Raw genomic sequence first — 17,854 nt, 5'->3', positions numbered from 1 at the left:
ATGGGGGCCGTCATGCAGTCCGTTGCCCAGGCCGTCGAACGACTCGACGCACTCGCCGCCACCGAGCCCGTCGCCACCCTCGCTCGGGCGTTCGCCGACGCCGGACACGAGCTGGCCCTGGTCGGCGGGCCCGTGCGCGATGCGTTCCTCGGCCGTGCGGTCACCGACCTCGACTTCACGACCGACGCCCGCCCCGACGACGTCCTGCGCATCGTCGAGCCGATCGCGAGCGCCACGTGGGACGTCGGCCGGCAGTTCGGCACCATCGCCGCCCGGGTCGCCGGCGAGCAGGTCGAGATTACGACCTACCGCAGCGACGTCTACGACGGCGAGACCCGCAAGCCCGAGGTGGCGTTCGGCGACACCATCGAGGACGACCTGCTCCGCCGCGACTTCACGGTGAACGCCATGGCGCTCCGACTCCCCCAGCGCGAGCTCGTCGACGTGCACGGCGGGGTCGAGGACCTGCTCGCCGGACGACTGCACACCCCGCAGGCGGCTCCCGTCTCGTTCCGCGACGACCCCCTGCGGATGATGCGTGCCGCACGCTTCACCGCGCAGCTCGGCTTCACCGTGTCCGACGAGGTCCGGTCCGCGATGACGGAGCTCGCCGACTCGATCGAGATCGTGTCCGCCGAGCGGGTGCGGGACGAGCTCGTGAAGCTGCTGAACACGTCCGAGCCGGTCCCCGGCATCCGCCTGCTCGTGGACACCGGGCTCGCCGAGCGCTTCCTGCCAGAGCTCCCCGCGATGCGGCTGGAGATCGACGAGCACCACCACCACAAGGACGTCTACGAGCACTCGCTGACGGTGCTGTCCCAGGCGATCGGGTACGAGGCCGAGCGCCACCCGGGCGAGGCACCCGACACCGTGCTCCGGCTCGCGGCGCTGCTGCACGACATCGGCAAGCCGGCGACCCGGAAGCTCGAGCCCGGCGGGGCCGTGAGCTTCCACCACCACGACCTGGTCGGCTCGAAGCTCGCGAAGAAGCGGCTGCGGGCGCTGCGGTTCGACAACGACACCATCGCCGCGGTGTCCCGCCTGATCGAACTGCACCTGCGGTTCTTCGGCTACACCGAGGGCGCCTGGACCGACTCCGCCGTCCGCCGCTACGTCCGCGACGCCGGTCCGCTGCTCGAGCGCCTGCACGAGCTCACCCGTTCGGACGTCACGACGCGCAACCGCCGCAAGGCCGACCGCCTCGGCTTCGCCTACGACGACCTCGAGGACCGCATCACGGCGCTGGCCGACCAGGAGGAGCTCGACGCGATCCGTCCCGACCTGACGGGCGACGACATCATGCGCATCCTCGACATCCCGCCGGGGCGTGCCGTGGGCGAGGCGTACCGGCACCTGCTCGAGGTCCGGATGGACGAGGGTCCCCTCGGCGCGGACGAGGCCGAGCAGCGCCTGCGCACCTGGTGGGCCGAGCGCGACGCGACCGCCTGACAGGCCGCGACCGCCGGATCGAACGCGACCGCCTGGCGGGCCGGAGCCGCTCTGCACAGCCGGTGGCGCGCCTCCAGGCCGTGAGCTAGGCTAGTGGGGTTGTCCGCGCGCTCCTGCGTGTCCGGACACATGCATCAACCCTCCTGCTCCGGGAACCGCCCGGAGCCGCCGAGACCAAAGGAGGTGGGTTCCGCATGCACCAGTACGAACTGATGGCGATCCTCGACCCCGAGATCGACGAGCGCACCGTCGCTCCCAGCCTGGACAAGTTCCTCGCGGTCATCCGCAACGACGGTGGCACCGTCGACAACGTGGACGTCTGGGGCCGTCGTCGCCTGGCCTACGAGATCGCGAAGAAGTCCGAGGGCATCTACGCCGTCGTCGACTTCACCTCGACCCCCGAGGCCGCCAAGGAGCTCGACCGTCAGCTCGGTCTCTCCGAGGCCGTGCTCCGCACGAAGGTCCTCCGCGCCGAAGAGGCGATCGCCCAGGTCGCCGCGCAGAAGCAGCGCGACGAGGCCCGCGCGGCCCGCAAGGCCGCGAACGCGACCGCGAGCGCCGAGTAGGTCATGGCCGGCGAAACCGTCATCACGGTGGTGGGCAACCTCACCGCGGACCCCGAGCTGCGCTACACGCAGAACGGGCTCGCGGTGGCGAACTTCACCATCGCATCCACCCCTCGCACGTTCGACCGTCAGGCGAACGAGTGGAAGGACGGCGACGCGCTGTTCCTCCGTGCGAGCGTGTGGCGCGAGTTCGCCGAGCACGTGGCGGGCTCGCTGACGAAGGGCTCGCGCGTGATCGCGCAGGGTCGTCTGCGTCAGCGCTCCTACCAGGACCGTGAGGGCCAGCAGCGCACGAGCATCGAGCTCGAGGTCGACGAGATCGGCCCGTCGCTCCGCTACGCGACCGCACAGGTCACCCGTGCTGCGGGTGGCTCCGGCGGCGGTCGTGGCCAGGTCGGGGGCGGCAACGCTTCCGGTGGTGGCCAGGGCGGGAACGGCGGCGGCTGGAACGGCAACAGCAACGGCGGCGGTCAGTCGGACGCACCGTGGTCGCCCCAGGGCGGCCAGCAGGGCGGCAACGCACAGTCGAACGACGTGTGGAGCCAGCCCGGCGGTTCGTACGACGACGAGACCCCGTTCTGATCCTCAGCGGTCTGACGGACACACAACTTCTTCTTCTCTAAGGACAAACAATGGCTGGAAAGAGCACCGGCGACCGCCGGAAGCCTCGCGGCAAGGGCGGCAAGAACGCCGCTCCCGCGAAGTCGATCAAGGTCGGCGTCATCGACTACAAGGACGTCGCGACCCTTCGCAAGTTCATCTCGGAGCGTGGCAAGATCCGCGCCCGTCGCATCACCGGCGTCTCCGTCCAGGAGCAGCGCCTCATCGCCCGTGCCGTGAAGAACGCCCGTGAGATGGCGCTCCTCCCCTACGCCGGCTCCGGCCGCTGATCGGAGGACTTCCCATGTCGAAGCTCATCCTCACCCACGAGGTCTCCGGCCTCGGTTCCGCCGGTGACGTCGTCGACGTCAAGAACGGCTACGCCCGCAACTACCTCATCCCCCAGGGCTTCGCTGTCGCGTGGTCCAAGGGCGGCGAGAAGCAGGTCGAGTCGATCCGTGCGGCCCGTGCCGCTCGCGAGCTCGCCACCATCGAAGAGGCCCAGGACCTCAAGATGAAGCTCGAGAACGCGACCATCAAGCTGACCGTCAAGGCCGGCAAGGACGGTCGTCTCTTCGGCTCCGTCCGTCCGGGCGACGTCGCCGACGCCGTCCAGGCGCAGGGCGTCGGTTCGCTGGACAAGCGCAAGGTCGAGGTCCCCGCGACCATCAAGACCGTCGGTGACCACGAGGCCACCGTGCGTCTGCGCGAGGACATCACCGCGGTGATCTCCCTGCAGGTCGTCGCCGCCAAGTAAGCAGCGTCACCACCGTCGAAGGGCGGGTCTCCTCCGGGAGGCCCGCCCTTCGTCGTGCGCGCGGGTCACGTCCGTCGGACGGTCGGCCGTGCACGCGGCGTTCATCGCCCGCTCGTGCTGCGGAACTCCAGGTGAACAGCCCTCGAACACCCCCGTTCGGGGGCATCCGCGCCGGTACCGTCGTCTCGGCTTCCGGTACCGGAGGCGAACGACATCGAGACCAGGAGCACGACATGCCCAACTTGAACGTCACCTACGGCGAGATGCAGGACGCCGCGACCCGACTCGTGAACGGTGAGCAGGACATCACCTCGAAGCTGCGGGAGCTGAAGGCCCTGGTGGACTCGCTGATCTCCGGCGGCTACGTGACGGACCAGTCGTCGGTCGCGTTCGGTAGCTCGTACCAGGAGTTCAACGACGGTGCGACGAAGACCATCGAGGGTCTCGAGGGCATGTCGATGTACCTGAACAAGGCGGCCGAGGCGCTGCAGCAGACCGACCAGGAACTCGCGAACGCCATCAAGTAGCGCGGGGCACCGGGCGGTCGACCACAGACCGCTCCGGACGACGGGCGGCCCACTGACGGGCCGCCCGTCCCACCTTCCACCGGCACACCGGCACGGGCAGCGATCGGGAGCACCCATGGCAGACCTCATCATCACCAAGGCCGTCCTCGAGGACTCGGCCACGAAGCTCCAGCACATCTCCGACGAGCTGGAGCACCAGAAGTCCGACGACCGCGCACTGACCGAGGTCTACGGCCAGCACGACGTGCAGCGGGCGATGCACGACTTCTCCGGCGACTGGAAGATCCACCGCGGCAAGATGACGGGCGCGGTGAAGGACCTGCACGACAAGATGCAGAAGTCCGTCGAGAACTGGTCGGCGCTCGAGCACGACCTGGCGGAGAAGCTCACGACCGAACGCACGGACACGGGCCACACCGACGGGACGGCCGCCTGATGCCCGCCCGCGGAGGGAACTGGTCGCTCGTCGGCGAGGCCTCGGACCCGATCGTCGCGGACACGCAGGTGGTCCACGAGCTGGTCGACTACTACCGGTCGATCGCCGACGAGATCCGCAGCGAGGCGGACGTCCTGAAGCGCATCGGCGAGGGCGACGAGTCGCAGTTCAAGGGCGAGTCCGCCGACGCCGTCCGGAAGAAGAGCGGCGAGGTCGCTGCTTCGCTGCAGAAGATGTCCGGCCGCTACGACGCGATCCGGGACGCCCTGACCGGGTACCTGCCGTCGCTCGAGACCGCGCTCGACGAGTCCGCCGCAGCGTTGCGTGAGGCCGAGGACGCGTCGGCAGCCGGGTCGCGGGCCGCGAGCATGGTCGACCCGTCGCAGGGTCGGGCGCAGGACGCCCCGCCCATGACCGCGGACGAGCAGGGGGCGGTCGACGCGAAGCACCGCGCGACCGAGGACGCACGGGCGGGAGCGGACGCGGCGACCGCGAAGCTGCGACGCGCCGTCGACACCCTGAACGGTGCCGGCCGCCAGGCAGCGTCGACGATCCGCGCGGCCTGGGACGACGGCCTGCACGACACCCTCGGCGACAAGATCAAGGCGTTCTTCTCGAAGCTGCTCAAGATCCTGGTCAAGATCTTCACCTACATCGGCATCGCCCTGGCCGCGCTGGCCATCCTGATCCCCGGCGTGGGGATCCTGACCTTCATGGCGGCCGTGGCGGCGTCCGTGACCCTCGTCGCCAACATCGCGCTCGCGAGCATGGGCGAGGGCTCCTGGCTCGACGTGATCACCTCGGCGGTCGGTCTGGTGCTCGTCGGCGTCGGTGGAGCCCTGACGAAGGCGGTCTCGACGCTGAAGACCGCCGGGCTCGCGAAGGGGTTCGCCGGCTTCCAGAAGACGTCGCTGGACAAGATCAGGAACCTGCAGGACCTGCGCTCCGTGCAGATCACGAAGGCACTCGGCGCCCGTACGGGAAGCGAGTACTCCGCGGCACGGACCGAGATGCGGGAACTCGGCGAGCAGATCGCGACGGTGAAGCAGACCTTCACGGCCTCGAGGACGAAGAACGTGCTCGACGGCTTCAAGGAGAAGCCGAACTGGTGGCGGCCGAACCGGGCGCTCTGGAACGAGGACAAGGCGAAGGTGCTCGACGTCTTCGGCAAGGACGGCAAGGGCTGGCAGTGGGAGCGCCTGTTCAGTGTCGACCGGCAGTTCGAGATGACGAAGATGCAGAAGGAGATGTGGTCGAAGTACGGCGTGCAGATCGCCGCGTCGCCGACGTGGCACTCGTGGGCCGCCGGTGGTCGCGTCGTGGCCAGCTGGGCGAACACGTTCGTCTACGGCCAGGGCATCAAGCCGACCGGCTGGGGTGGTGACCAGGAGCGGGTCCCGGGCTGGAAGGACGCGAACGCGGCGCTCACCAAGGGCTGATCGCGCCGGAGCCTGTCCGGCTTCCGGGGGACAACGGGCCGCTTCCCGCAGCGCGACACGCCGATACTCGCGAGTCTCGACACGTCGGTGGCATGTGAATACTGCTCGGTACCGAGCCCGGGGCGACGGCGATGTACTGGAATGTGCACATCACTGTGCACGCTCCCGGGTGGACCGCGTCGAGAAATGTACCCCCCGAGATGGTTCCGCTCTGGAATAACGTTCCCGGTGTCCCTCGACCGGGGGGCGCGACGAACGACAGGAGCAGGCCATGCCCAACTTGAACGTGACCTACGGCGAGATGCAGGACGCCGCGACCCGACTCGTGAACGGTGAGCAGGACATCACCTCGAAGCTGCGGGAGCTGAAGGCCCTGGTGGACTCGCTGATCTCCGGCGGCTACGTGACGGACCAGTCGTCGGTCGCGTTCGGTAGCTCGTACCAGGAGTTCAACGACGGTGCGACGAAGACCATCGAGGGTCTCGAGGGCATGTCGATGTACCTGAACAAGGCGGCCGAGGCGCTGCAGCAGACCGACCAGGAACTCGCGAACGCCATCAAGTAGCGCGCTCCCCGCGCCCCGGTCGACGCTGCCGTCAGCGACGTCGGCCGGGGCGCGTCCCGTTCCCGTCCCGTCCCCCTCGGAGGTACCCGTGTCCGATCTCGTGATCAGCCAGGAGCTCAGCGACAGCGCCGCGAAGGTGCACGCCATCAACGACGAGCTCGAACACCAGAAGTCCGACGACGACCAGTACCACGGCGTCTTCGGTGAGTCCCACCTGCAGGACGCCTTCTCGCACTTCAGCAAGGACTGGAAGCTCCACCGCGAGAAGATCCGCAAGAACGTCGACAAGCTCGACAAGAACCTGCAGAACTCGGTCGAGACGTGGCGCGACCTGCAGCAGCAGCTGACCGACGGCCTGCAGTCGCACGAGGAGTCCGCCTGATGGCCGGCCGCGCAGGCGACTGGGCCGCGCTCGACGAGCCGGGCGACCCGATCACGACGCAGCCGGCGAAGGTGCTCGAGCTCGCGGCGTACTACCGGGACATGGCGGAGTCGATGGAGACCACCGCCGCGACGCTCGAGAAGGTCGGCAGCGGCGACGAGTCCGTCGGCAAGGGTGAGGCCGTCGATGCCGTCCGCAAGCGGGCGAAGGACGTCGCCGGCTCCCTGAAGCAGATGACCGGACGCTACCGGTCGGCGGGCGAGGCCCTGACCGGCTTCGCCGCCGCGGTCGGCGACGAGAGCGACCGCTCGGCGGGCACCGTCATGGGGACCTCGTGGCAGGCGCTGCAGGACGCGATCGCCGCGAAGGGTGACCTCGGTTCGGCCCAGGGACTCGCCGACCCCGTCGCCGATGCGAAGGCGGGCGGGAAGGAGCCGACGCCCGAGGACACCGCGGACAGCCAGAAGCGCGCCGACCGGATCTCCGGTGCCGAGGGCGCGGTCGCGGCGGCGAAGCGGAAGCTGCAGGACGCCCGCGACCAGCTGAGCGCCGCGGGTCGGACGGCCGCGAGCACCATGCGGGACGGCTGGCACGACGGCCTGCACGACTCCGGCTGGTACAAGTTCATCCACATGCTCATCAAGATCCTGACCATCATCGGGATCGTCCTGGCCGTCTTCGCCTTCCTGATCCCGGGCCTCGGCATCGGCGCCATCCTCGGAGCCATCTCCGCGGGGATGACCCTGATCGCACAGGCGGCGACCTTCGCGATGGGCGAGGGCAACGTCTTCGACCTCGTCATGGCCGTCGTCGGCGTGCTGACGCTCGGACTCGGCACCGCGATCACGAAGGTCACCTCGACCGCCGTCAGCAACGGCATCAAGGCGACCAAGGGCGCGATGACCACGAAGTTCGACAAGGCGCTCGGGACGGCGAAGGCCGAGGTCACCGCGCGGAAGGCCGACCTGGAGGCCGTGAAGACGTCGCTCACGGCCGCTCGTGCGCGCAAGGCAGCAGCGACCACCGCGGCGGGCCGGAACGCCGGCCGACGCGAGATCGTCGCGCTCCGGAACGAACGGGACACGCTCGCACAGGTGCTCCACGGTGCGAAGCGGAACCTCGAACGGACGAAGGTCGAGTCCATCGGGACGAAGGCCGACTTCGCGGCGAAGTTCTCCGACAACCCGAACTGGTGGAACGTCGCGAAGATCCACAAGGTCATCGCGAACGACGCGAAGCTCGTCAAGAAGCAGTTCTGGACCGAGGTCGGCACCCGCGGTGGGCTCAAGGACTGGGGCGAGCGTTTGGGTGGCGTCGACTTCCAGTTCACCCGCGACCGCTTGAGTGACTTCGAGAAGCTGAACCGCCTCCGGTCGGGCGTCACCGCGGCGCCCTGGTACCACGCCGGCGCGAACGGCTTCATGAGCGCCTGGGGCAAGGGCAACGCGATCGCCGGCCTGGTGATCGGCCCGATCGGCATCGGCGCCGACCAGGAGCGGCCGTGGACCGAGTGGGTGGCGGAGCACAAGCACCCCGTCACCGACCTGCCGACCGTCCCCGCCGCCCAGCGCTGACCCCCGCTGCACCCCCGAGAGGACCACCGTGACCACCGCCACCGTCTCGTCGAGCATCACCACCGACGGCGCCACCTGGCTCCTCGTGCCGCACCCGGACGAGGTCGACACCGCCTGGCGTGCCGAGACGCTCGAGCTGTTCGACGCGGTCGTCCGGCTCGACGACGAGCGTCCGGAGGGTCGGACGGACGAGCGACTCGACACCGTCGCGGCACTCGACACGCTGCTGGCGTTCCGCGCCGGTCTCGGGCCGGGTCAGTGGCTCGTGGCCTCGCTCGCGGTGCCGGGGAACTGGCCGCTGCCCGTCGTGGTCACCGTCGGGCTCGCCGAGGGCGGCACCACCGAGCTGCTCGACCTGGCCGGAGCGACCGGTGGCCTGCCCGTCGAGCCCCCGTCGGTCGACGAGCTCCCGGAGCACGTCGGGGGCGAGGGGCCCGTCGTCACCCGCTACGACCTCGACGAGGACGGCGCGATCTGGGCGAGCGTCACGGCCGTCCGCCGGGCCGACGGCGTCGACACGCACGTGCTCTGGCGGACGACGGACCTCGGGCTCGTCCCGGTCTTCGCACCGCTCGTCGTCGACCTGCTCGCCACCGTGGAGAACGAGGTGCACGCATGACCGCTCCGACCGCGTCGTTCCTGGTCGTCGTCCCGCCCGGGTGGGCACGCCTGCCGGCCGGCGAGGACCAGCGCGGGGAACTCGGCGAGATCGTCCGCACCGTGATCGCCCGGGCGCTGCCGGACGACCTGCCGCGGGACCGCGCCGAACCCCTGCGTCAGGAGATGCGGAAGCGCCTGCTGGGCGCCGTCGTCGAGGCCGGGGACAGCGGCGCCACCGCGGTGTACATGCCGGTCCAGCCCGTCGACGGCTACACGCCCCCGGTGTCGATCATCGAGTCCGAGGTGGACGACGACTCCGAGGAGGCCCCCGAGCAGGTCGTCGCGCAGTTGCTCGCCGAAGCCCTGCCGACCCGGCGCGACCCCGACGACACGGGGCTGCGCGAGGTCGACGGCGGCATCGCCGCACGCACCGAGCAGACGGTCCGGCGCGCGGACGTCGCCGCCGAGCTCCCGGAGGTCGGCGCAGACCTGCCCGTCGTCGACGACCGCCAGGTCACGTACTCGATCCCCGTCCCGCACCGTCCGGGTCGGTGGGTGCTCATGTCGTTCTCGGCGATCAGTCGCAGCGACCCGGCGGACCCCGAGGCCGCCGAGCAGCTCACCGACGCGCTGGTGATGCTCTTCGACGCCGTGATGACCACCTTCCGCTGGACGGACGTGCCCGGCACCGACCCGACCCCGCTCGAGCGCCGGATCTCGCAGATCGCCGAGGCCCGCGCATGAGCTGGTCGTTCCTCGCCCCCGAGTCACACCTGCTGCTCACGATGTCGGTCGTCGTGCTCCTGGGAGCGCTGGCCGTCGTGGTGCCGACCCTCGTCGCGCTGCGCCGCCGGACCTCGACCGACGCCCTGGTCTGGGCCGACCAGGTCCGCCGGGACCCGGCCGCCGCCTGGGCCGTCGACCGGGTGCTCCGCGGCATCGAGGCCTCGTGTGCCGGGGCAGGCGTGCTGTTCCCCGGAGCGGTGCGGATCACGATCGGTGCGATCGTGCGGATCGACGTCGCCTCGCCGACGATCGCGCCGCCGGCACCGTGGACCGCCACGCCGGACGGTCGGACCTGGTCGGCGCCGATGTGGGCGCTGCAGACGCTCCCGCTCGTCGGCGGAGCCCCGGCCGAGTTCGCCACGGCGGTGTCGCTCGGGACCCGCCAGGACGAGACGGTCGTGGTCGACCTTCGCCGGGTGGGCGGGATCGTCGCGCTGCGCGGGGAGGGTGCCGCCCGACAGGCGCTGCTCGTCCGGCTCGTCGAGCAGCTCGCGACCGCACCGTGGGCCGTCGGCACCAGCGTGCTCGAGGTCGGCTCGCCGGTCGGGGTGGGCACGCCCGTGACGGTGCACGAGGCGGTCGCGGCGGTGACGGCCGACGCGACCCCGGGCCTCCTGGTCGTGGCGCGGGTGCCGGCCGGTGCGGACGGGCGTGAGCTCGCCCGTCTGCTCGAGCGGCCGGGCGGCCGCTGGGCGTGCGTCTCGGCCGCACCGCACCCGCTCGCGCGCTGGACGGTCGAGGCGCGCCGGGACGGCACGCACGTGTCCGACGAGCTCGGGACGCTGCAGTGGGCGGCCCTCGGCCGGTCCGTCCCGGCGGACCCGGCGGCGTCGGCCGGGAAAGCGCTGCCGGCCGACGTGCGGGAACAGGCCTGATGCGCGTCGTCGTCACGGTCGTCGACGACGCGACCGGCGAGCACTCCGACGTCCTCGTCGACGCCGCCGGGCAGACGCCCATGCGGACCGTCGTCGACGCACTGGTCCGTCGCACCGGCGGACGACCGGTGCCCGAGGGGGCGCCCGACGGCGACGTGCCGTTCGCGCGCAGCGGGCTGGTCGACGGCGCCGTCCTGCACGTCGGTGGCGCCGAGCGGCCGCAGCCCGAGCACGGCATCGTGCACCTGCTCGTCGTGGGCGGTGTCGACGCGGGTCGCGTGCGCCGGCTGCCACCGGGGACCGTCCGCATCGCCCTCGCCGACGACGGCGCGGCAGCCGTCGGGGCCGCCGCGGGCGGACGGACCGGTCTGGAGGCACGGACCGCGTTCGACGGATCGGTGACCGTCCGGCTCACCCCGACCGAGGACGACGGCGAGCGTCCCACGGACCGTCCCACCCCGACGCTCGAGGGCGACCCGGTCACCGTCGAGTGGCGCGACTGGTCGGCCGGCGCCCTCGTGCGCCTCGGTGACACGGTGCTGAGCGTCGGCCCCGTCGAGGTCGTCGACCGGATGCTGCTGCGCCCACCGGACTCCGGCCAGCTCGACTTCAACCGGCCGCCGCGGCTGCTCCCGCCCTTCCTGCAGACCGACTTCCGGATCCCGAAGCCGCCCGTGGCGCCGCAGCGCTCGGCGATCCCGTGGATCATGGTGTTCGTGCCGGCGATGTTCGGCATCGTGATGGCGACCGTGTTCCGGTCGCCGTTCTACCTGCTCTTCGCGGCGATGACCCCGATGATGGTCATCGGCCAGACGATCAGCTCGCGGCGCACCGGCAAGAAGAGCCACCGGAAGCAGCTCGCCGAGCACCGCGAACGGGTCGCCGCGCTCGAGACGGCGATCGACCAGGCCGTGCTCGACCAGCGGGACCAGCGGCGGACGTCCGCGCTCGACGCCGCGTCGCTGCGGGTCGTCGCGACCACCCCCGGTCGACGGCTGTGGGAGCGTCGGCCCTCGGACGGCGACCACCTGCACGTGCGGATCGGTACGGGCGACCTGCCGTCGACCGTCACCGTGGTGGACGACCGCGACCTCGACGGACTCGCGCACGCACCCCGGGTCACCCGAGGCGTCCCCGTCACGGTGCCGCTCGCCGAGGTCGGGGTGCTCGGCATCGCCGGCGCGGGTGACTCGCCGCGGGAGCTCGGCCGCTGGGTGCTCGGGCAACTCGCCGTCACGCAGAGCCCGCGCGAGGTGCAGTTCGTCGTGCTCACGGCGCAGCAGCACGTGCCGGCCTGGGCGTGGACCCTCTGGCTGCCGCACATGCGGCCGACGGCCGGCCAGGAGGCCCTGGCGCTCATCGGTGCCGACGGGGAGACGATCGGGCGGCGCCTGGCCGAGCTCAGCCAGGTGCTCGCGGAGCGCCGGGCCGAACGGCAGAAGAACGGCATGAACCGCACCCGGTTCTCGCCTGAGATCGTCGTGGTGCTCGACGGCGCCCGACGTCTCCGTGCGATGCCCGGTGTCGTCGGACTCCTGCGCGACGGGCCCGCGTGCGGCATCCGCCTCGTGTGCATCGACGAGGAGGAGTGGCAGCTCCCCGAGGAGTGCGTCGCCACCGTCACCCACCGCAGCCCCACCGAGCTCGTGCTCCGTCGGCAGCTGTCCGCACCGGTCGAGCTCGTGCTCGCCGACCGGGTCGCGGACGACTGGTACGACGACGTCGCACGCGGGACCTCGCCGCTCCGGGACACGAGCGGGTCCGACGGCGACGGCCTGGTGCCGGACGCCGCACGACTGCTCGACGTGGTCGACCTGCCGCAGCCCGACGGCCCGAGCGTCGCCGAACGCTGGGCAGCATCCGGCACGAGCACCTCCGCGGTCGTCGGCATCGGGATCGACGGCGCCTTCGAGCTCGACCTGGTCAAGGACGGCCCGCACGGCCTGGTCGCCGGCACGACCGGTTCGGGCAAGTCCGAGTTCCTGCAGACCCTCGTCGCCTCGCTCGCACTGCGGAACCGACCGGACCGGATGACGTTCGTGCTCGTCGACTACAAGGGCGGAGCGGCGTTCAGCGTCGCCTCGGACCTGCCGCACACCGTCGGGCTGGTCACCGACCTCGACCAGCACCTGGTCGAACGTGCGCTCCGGTCGCTGCGTGCCGAGCTCACCCGACGCGAGCACATCCTGGCTGCGTCGGGCGCGAAGGACATCGAGGACCACGAGGCGCACCTCGCCCGCGGTGGTGCCGGCGAGCAGATGCCGCGGCTCGTGCTCGTGATCGACGAGTTCGCGGCGATGGTCACCGAGCTGCCCGACTTCGTCGCGGGGCTCATCGGCATCGCCCAGCGCGGCCGGTCGCTCGGGGTGCACCTCATCCTGGCCACCCAGCGCCCCGGCGGTGTCGTCGGTCCGGACATCCGGGCGAACACCAACCTGCGCGTCGCGCTGCGCATGACCGACTCCGGCGAGAGCACCGACGTCATCGACGTGGCCGACGCCGCACGCATCCCGAAGAGCGTGCCGGGGCGCGCGTTCGCGCGCCTCGGTCACTCGTCGGTGGTGCCGTTCCAGTCGGCGCGGGTCGGCGGTCGGTGGGCCGGCGAGGAGGACCCGGCCACGGGCCTCCCGTTCGTCCGCGTGCTCGACTGGCGCGACTTCGCCACCGCACCACCCACGCGACCCTCGCGCAGCGACCAGGCGACCGCCGCGACGGACCTGTCGGTCCTGGTGCAGGCGATGGGGGACGCCCGCGACCGGCTCGGCATCGGACGGGTGCACAGCCCGTGGTTGCCGCCGCTGCCGGAGCTGCTGCCGCTCGCCGGGGTGGCGTCCGCCGCCGTCGGGTCGCGCCGGGAGACGTCGTCGACCGACGACGCCCTCCGCTTCGCCGTCGGACTCGAGGACCTGCCGGACACCCAGGAGCAGCGCGCGGCCGAGGTCGACCTCGCGCGGTTCACGCACCAGTTCGTCGTCGGCGCGCCGGGGTCCGGTCGGTCGACGGCGCTCCGCACGCTGGCCGCGTCGGCGGCGCGCTCCCTGTCGTCCGCCGACCTGCACGTGTACGCGATCGACTGCGGCAACGGCGCCCTCGCGTCGCTCCAGCAGCTGCCGCACTGCGGTGCGGTGGTGCAGCGGACGCAGGTCGAACGCGCCACGCGCCTGATCGACCGCCTGACGCGGGAGACCGCCCGGCGGCACGACCTGATCGCCGCGGCATCGGCTGCGGACATCACCGAGCAGCGTCTGCTCGCCGCACCGGGCGAGCGGCTGCCGCACGTGCTCGTGCTCATCGACCGGTGGGAGAACTTCACCACCTCGCTCGGCGAGGTCGACGGCGGAGCGCTCACCGACGCCGTGCAGTCGTTGCTCCGCGACGGTGCGGCCGCCGGGATCCACGTCGTCGTGGCCGGCGACCGGTCGCTGCTGTCGTCGCGGATGTCGACCCTCACCGACGACAAGATCGTGCTCCGGCTGACCGACCGGCTGGACTACTCGCTCGGCGGCATCAACCACCGGAAGCTCCCCGCGTCGATCCCGGCCGGTCGCGGGTTCCGCGCCGACTCGGGCACCGAGGTGCACTTCGCCACGCTCGGCACCGACGTGTCCGGCCAGGGGCAGACCACCGCCGTGCGGGACCTCGCCGCGGAGCTCCGCGCGAGCTCGCCGGTCCCGCCGTCGCCGCGTCCGTTCCGGGTGGACGCGATGCCGAAGGACCTGGACCTCGACACCGCGCTCGCGCTCGAGTCCGCTCCGGTACCGACCCCGATGGTCGCCGTCACCGGGGTCGGCGGGGACGACATGGAGCTGCAGACCGTCGACCTGCGCACGGGCGGCGGCACGTTCGTGGTCGCCGGGCCGTCGCGGTCCGGCCGCTCCACGATGCTCGCCGCGATGGCACGGTCGCTCCTGGCGGGCGGGACGTCGCTCGTCGTGCTCGCGCCGCGACCGGGACCCGTGCGGGACCTCGAGGGGCTGCCCGGTGTGCGGGCGGTGTTCAGCGGGGACGACGTCACGCAGGAGCAGCTCGAACCCGTGCTCGCGCCGGACGGCGCTCCCCTGGTGCTCGTCGTGGACGACGGCGAGCTGCTCATCGACTGCTCGGCGGCTCGGTGGCTGCGCGACTGGGGTCGTGCCGCCGTGGACAACGGGCAGGGCATGCTGCTCGGGGGCAACACGACGGGACTCGCGGCCGGGTTCGGCGGGTGGCAGGTCGACGCGAAGAAGAACCGTCGCGGGGCGCTGCTGTCACCGCAGGACACCCTGGCCGGGGACCTGATCGGGGTGCGCATCGCGCGGTCGTCGATCTCGTCGCGGATCGAGCCCGGATCGGCGCTCGTGCACCTGGGGACCGGGCTGGCGTCGACGCTGCAGGTGCCCATGGTGCCGGCCGGGACGCGAGCGGGGACGCAGGCGTGGCCGCGGGCAGGGACCGAGTCCGGCGCTCTGGTGGGCTGAGGCCGGTGCTGGCTGGTTACTCCTCGCGGCGCGCTGCCGATGCTGGGAGCGGCCCGAGAACGATCCCCACAGGGACCCGGTTTGTCAAGTCGTTGTGCACAGTGCGGGCTCCGATCCATCAACCTTCAAGGTGCAGTTGAAGCACGGTTTTCCACACACCATGTGCAGCAGGAAAGCCCAGGTCAAGTGATCGAACATGCATTCGAGGACCATCTTGTCCACATGTTCGTCCACAGTTGTGCACATGGAGACCCGGCGTGTTCGACATGGTCTCCACAGAGTTATCCCCAGGGCTGTTTGCTGGGGATAACTCTGTCCCCGTAGCTTGGCCCAGCGACTCGGCGGAGGCAGGGGATGTCGGTCGTCCGGGGTAGGAAAGCCGGTGTGGGCCGAGGTCCGCACCGTCACGACAAGAGGGAGTCCGTGTGTCGATCGCGCATCTCGATCCGTCCCCGCAGGACCTGTCCGAACGGGGCTCGGAACGGACGCCGCCGCACGACCTGCTCGCCGAGCAGTCGACGATCGGCGGCATGCTGCTGTCGAAGGACGCCGTCGCCGACGTCATCGAGACCGCCCGCGGCGTGGACTTCTACATCCCCAAGCACGAGGTCATCTTCGACGCGATCCTGTCGCTCTACTCGCACGGCGAGCCCACCGACGTCATCGCCGTCACCGACGAGCTGACCAAGACCGGACTGCTCTCCCGAGCCGGCGGCGCCGAGTACCTGCACAGCGTCACGAGCATGGTGCCGACCGCCGCGAACGCCGGGTACTACGCGGCGATCGTCGCCGAGAAGGCCGTGCTCCGCCGCCTGGTCGACGCCGGTACCCGCATCGTGCAGATGGGCTACGCGTCCGAGGGTGAGGTCACCGACCTCGTCAACAGCGCCCAGGCCGAGGTCTACAACGTCGCCGGCGGCGTGCAGACCGAGGACTACGTGCCCCTGACCGACGCCATCGGGGCCGCCATCGACGAGATCGAGGCCGCCAAGGGCCGCGACGGGCAGATGACCGGCGTGCCGACGGGGTTCAGCGGCCTCGACGCCCTGACGAACGGCTTCCACCCCGGGCAGCTCATCATCGTCGCCGCCCGCCCCGCGCTCGGCAAGTCGACGCTGGCGCTCGACCTGTGCCGCGCCGCCGCGCTCAAGCACGACCAGACGGCCGCGTTCTTCTCGCTCGAGATGGGCCGCGCCGAGATCGCGATGCGCCTGCTGTCCGCTGAGTCGAGCGTGCCGCTGCAGAACATGCGCAAGGGCACCGTGGACTCCCGCGACTGGACCACGATCGCCCAGACCCGCGGGCGCATCAACGATGCCCCGTTCTTCATCGACGACTCCCCCAACATGACGCTCGTCGAGATCCGTGCGAAGTGCCGCCGGCTCAAGCAGCAGCACAACCTCAAGCTCGTGGTCATCGACTACCTGCAGCTGATGACCTCGGGCAAGAAGGTCGAGAGCCGTCAGCAGGAGGTCTCGGAGTTCTCGCGTGCGCTCAAGCTCATGGCGAAGGAGCTCGGCGTGCCGGTCATCGCGCTGTCGCAGCTGAACCGTGGTCCGGAGCAGCGTGCGGACAAGAAGCCGATGATCTCGGACCTGCGTGAGTCGGGGTCCATCGAGCAGGACGCCGACATGGTGATCCTGCTGCACCGTGAGTCGGCGTACGAGAAGGACAACCCGCGTCAGGGTGAGGCGGACCTGATCGTGGCGAAGCACCGCAACGGGCCGACGGACACCATCACGGTGGCGTTCCACGGGATGTTCTCGCGGTTCGTCGACATGCCGCAGTAGGCGGGGTGTTGTCGTCCGTCAGCTAACTTGTCCAACTGCCACACAGCGTGTCCTGAGATACGGAGTTGGACAGGTTGTTTGGCAGTCCGGTCGGCGGGCATGTCGTCTAACGCCGCGCTCAGCCCTTGTCTGTCGGGGGGCGTCCGCATGGCGTGCGTGAACTGAGATAGTTCGCGGACCACCTATGTGAGACAGAGTTCGCTCCAGAGCAGGGCCGTAGGAACCCGAAGCTCCCGGAGGGTAGCCTCGACTCACTGGTGGACCGGCTACCGGGCGCCGAAACGGGCTTGGCGGGTCCCATCCCGGCGTCGCGGGTCGACAATAGCGTTAGCGTGATGCGGTGTACACGTTGTCCGACAGCATCGACTAAGAGGACCGTCATCTCTACGGCGCGCTCGCGATCCGGATCCTTGACGTTCTGACGCTGTGGGACCGCCTGCTTGACGATCTCTACTGGGTTGCCGGGGAGTGGGTGGCAGCGAACAACTCACACGCGAGTCTCCTCCAGGGTGCGAAGCTGCGACGCCGTCGCGACGATGACGCAGCGCAAGACTTCTTGACGCTGTCTCGAGAGGCGGGTGCTTCGGTTGACCGAGCGCTGTTCCTCAACGTATTTCGTCGAGTGCAGCAACCCCGGCATCACATTGCCCACGCTGGGCCATGAACGCCATGACTGACGATGGTGTCGCGAGCATCGGGATCCCGCACAACGCGGGCAACAAGCGCGTTCGGAACCTGGACGGGCAGAAGAGCAGGATCACGATGGCCCTGATACAGAAGCATTTGAAGGACCTGGAGTGACTTCTGCACCGACTGGGCATGGATGAGCTTGAACGAATACGGAGGTCCGCTCTCAACCGATCGCCACCGAAGTGCTCCGCCGCCGGACCGACCCGTGCCTTGGTGATGATCCCCGGGCGCACCTGCTTACAGGGCCCAGTCGCCGAACTGCTATCGGAACGCTTGTGAGCAGCAGCTGAGGCAGCCCAACGCCGTCGGCCCGGAGACGCTGAACACAACTACCATTCATCGGCAAGCCGGCAGAAACGTT

General features: G+C 70.6%; 17 protein-coding genes. All 17 read left to right on the top strand.

The features are described 5' to 3' along the window. Positions 1-12 precede the first annotated feature (12 nt). Complete coding sequence (locus tag ACIPEQ_RS15755) at positions 13-1,449, top strand: CCA tRNA nucleotidyltransferase (RefSeq protein WP_402715899.1); 1,437 nt, start codon at positions 13-15, stop codon at positions 1,447-1,449. Positions 1,450-1,643: 194 nt separating this feature from the next. Next, positions 1,644-2,015: a 30S ribosomal protein S6 gene (gene rpsF / locus ACIPEQ_RS15750; RefSeq protein ID WP_058728349.1), complete on the top strand. Its 372-nt coding sequence runs from the start codon at positions 1,644-1,646 to the stop codon at positions 2,013-2,015. Between the two features lie 3 nt (positions 2,016-2,018). Next, positions 2,019-2,597, top strand: coding sequence for a single-stranded DNA-binding protein (locus ACIPEQ_RS15745; RefSeq protein ID WP_126889961.1), 579 nt, complete (start codon positions 2,019-2,021; stop codon positions 2,595-2,597). Positions 2,598-2,647: 50 nt separating this feature from the next. Next, on the top strand, positions 2,648-2,905 hold the full coding sequence (gene rpsR, locus ACIPEQ_RS15740; protein WP_017887834.1) for a 30S ribosomal protein S18: 258 nt from the start codon (positions 2,648-2,650) through the stop codon (positions 2,903-2,905). Positions 2,906-2,919: 14 nt separating this feature from the next. After that, complete coding sequence (gene rplI, locus ACIPEQ_RS15735) at positions 2,920-3,372, top strand: 50S ribosomal protein L9 (protein WP_069712629.1); 453 nt, start codon at positions 2,920-2,922, stop codon at positions 3,370-3,372. 233 nt (positions 3,373-3,605) lie between these two features. Further along, positions 3,606-3,899 (top strand): WXG100 family type VII secretion target, encoded by a 294-nt coding sequence (locus ACIPEQ_RS15730; protein ID WP_058748771.1) that lies wholly within the window; start codon positions 3,606-3,608, stop codon positions 3,897-3,899. A gap of 115 nt (positions 3,900-4,014) precedes the next feature. Next, complete coding sequence (locus ACIPEQ_RS15725) at positions 4,015-4,335, top strand: hypothetical protein (protein WP_354027259.1); 321 nt, start codon at positions 4,015-4,017, stop codon at positions 4,333-4,335. Next, positions 4,335-5,774 carry a hypothetical protein gene (locus ACIPEQ_RS15720; protein ID WP_402715898.1) on the top strand — a complete coding sequence of 480 codons (1,440 nt, stop codon included), beginning with the start codon at positions 4,335-4,337 and terminating at the stop codon, positions 5,772-5,774. Before ACIPEQ_RS15725 ends, ACIPEQ_RS15720 begins: the two co-directional genes overlap by 1 nt. A gap of 271 nt (positions 5,775-6,045) precedes the next feature. Continuing rightward, positions 6,046-6,339 carry a WXG100 family type VII secretion target gene (locus ACIPEQ_RS15715; RefSeq protein ID WP_058748771.1) on the top strand — a complete coding sequence of 98 codons (294 nt, stop codon included), beginning with the start codon at positions 6,046-6,048 and terminating at the stop codon, positions 6,337-6,339. A gap of 88 nt (positions 6,340-6,427) precedes the next feature. Beyond that, positions 6,428-6,721: a hypothetical protein gene (locus ACIPEQ_RS15710; protein WP_058748770.1), complete on the top strand. Its 294-nt coding sequence runs from the start codon at positions 6,428-6,430 to the stop codon at positions 6,719-6,721. Next, a complete protein-coding gene (locus tag ACIPEQ_RS15705; protein WP_354027257.1) occupies positions 6,721-8,295 on the top strand; it encodes a hypothetical protein in 1,575 nt (524 codons plus the stop codon). Before ACIPEQ_RS15710 ends, ACIPEQ_RS15705 begins: the two co-directional genes overlap by 1 nt. A gap of 28 nt (positions 8,296-8,323) precedes the next feature. After that, positions 8,324-8,914 carry a hypothetical protein gene (locus ACIPEQ_RS15700; protein WP_402715897.1) on the top strand — a complete coding sequence of 197 codons (591 nt, stop codon included), beginning with the start codon at positions 8,324-8,326 and terminating at the stop codon, positions 8,912-8,914. Next, positions 8,911-9,639, top strand: coding sequence for a hypothetical protein (locus ACIPEQ_RS15695; RefSeq protein ID WP_402715896.1), 729 nt, complete (start codon positions 8,911-8,913; stop codon positions 9,637-9,639). Before ACIPEQ_RS15700 ends, ACIPEQ_RS15695 begins: the two co-directional genes overlap by 4 nt. Continuing rightward, positions 9,636-10,556 (top strand): hypothetical protein, encoded by a 921-nt coding sequence (locus tag ACIPEQ_RS15690; RefSeq protein ID WP_402715895.1) that lies wholly within the window; start codon positions 9,636-9,638, stop codon positions 10,554-10,556. The genes ACIPEQ_RS15695 and ACIPEQ_RS15690 overlap by 4 nt, the downstream gene beginning before the upstream one ends. Beyond that, the gene (locus tag ACIPEQ_RS15685) at positions 10,556-15,013 is read left to right on the top strand and encodes an FtsK/SpoIIIE domain-containing protein (RefSeq protein WP_402715894.1); all 4,458 of its coding nucleotides are present in this window, start codon (positions 10,556-10,558) and stop codon (positions 15,011-15,013) included. Before ACIPEQ_RS15690 ends, ACIPEQ_RS15685 begins: the two co-directional genes overlap by 1 nt. Before the next feature lie 425 nt (positions 15,014-15,438). Beyond that, positions 15,439-16,803 carry a replicative DNA helicase gene (gene dnaB, locus ACIPEQ_RS15680; protein ID WP_066657525.1) on the top strand — a complete coding sequence of 455 codons (1,365 nt, stop codon included), beginning with the start codon at positions 15,439-15,441 and terminating at the stop codon, positions 16,801-16,803. Positions 16,804-17,472: 669 nt separating this feature from the next. Further along, the gene (locus ACIPEQ_RS15675) at positions 17,473-17,604 is read left to right on the top strand and encodes a hypothetical protein (RefSeq protein ID WP_402715893.1); all 132 of its coding nucleotides are present in this window, start codon (positions 17,473-17,475) and stop codon (positions 17,602-17,604) included. Positions 17,605-17,854 lie beyond the last annotated feature (250 nt).

Origin of the sequence: Curtobacterium sp. NPDC087080 (assembly GCF_044745105.1) — a bacterium.
Taxonomy (GTDB): domain Bacteria; phylum Actinomycetota; class Actinomycetes; order Actinomycetales; family Microbacteriaceae; genus Curtobacterium.
Note: the sequence above shows the minus strand (reverse complement) of the source record. Positions and strands in the feature narration are given on the sequence as shown.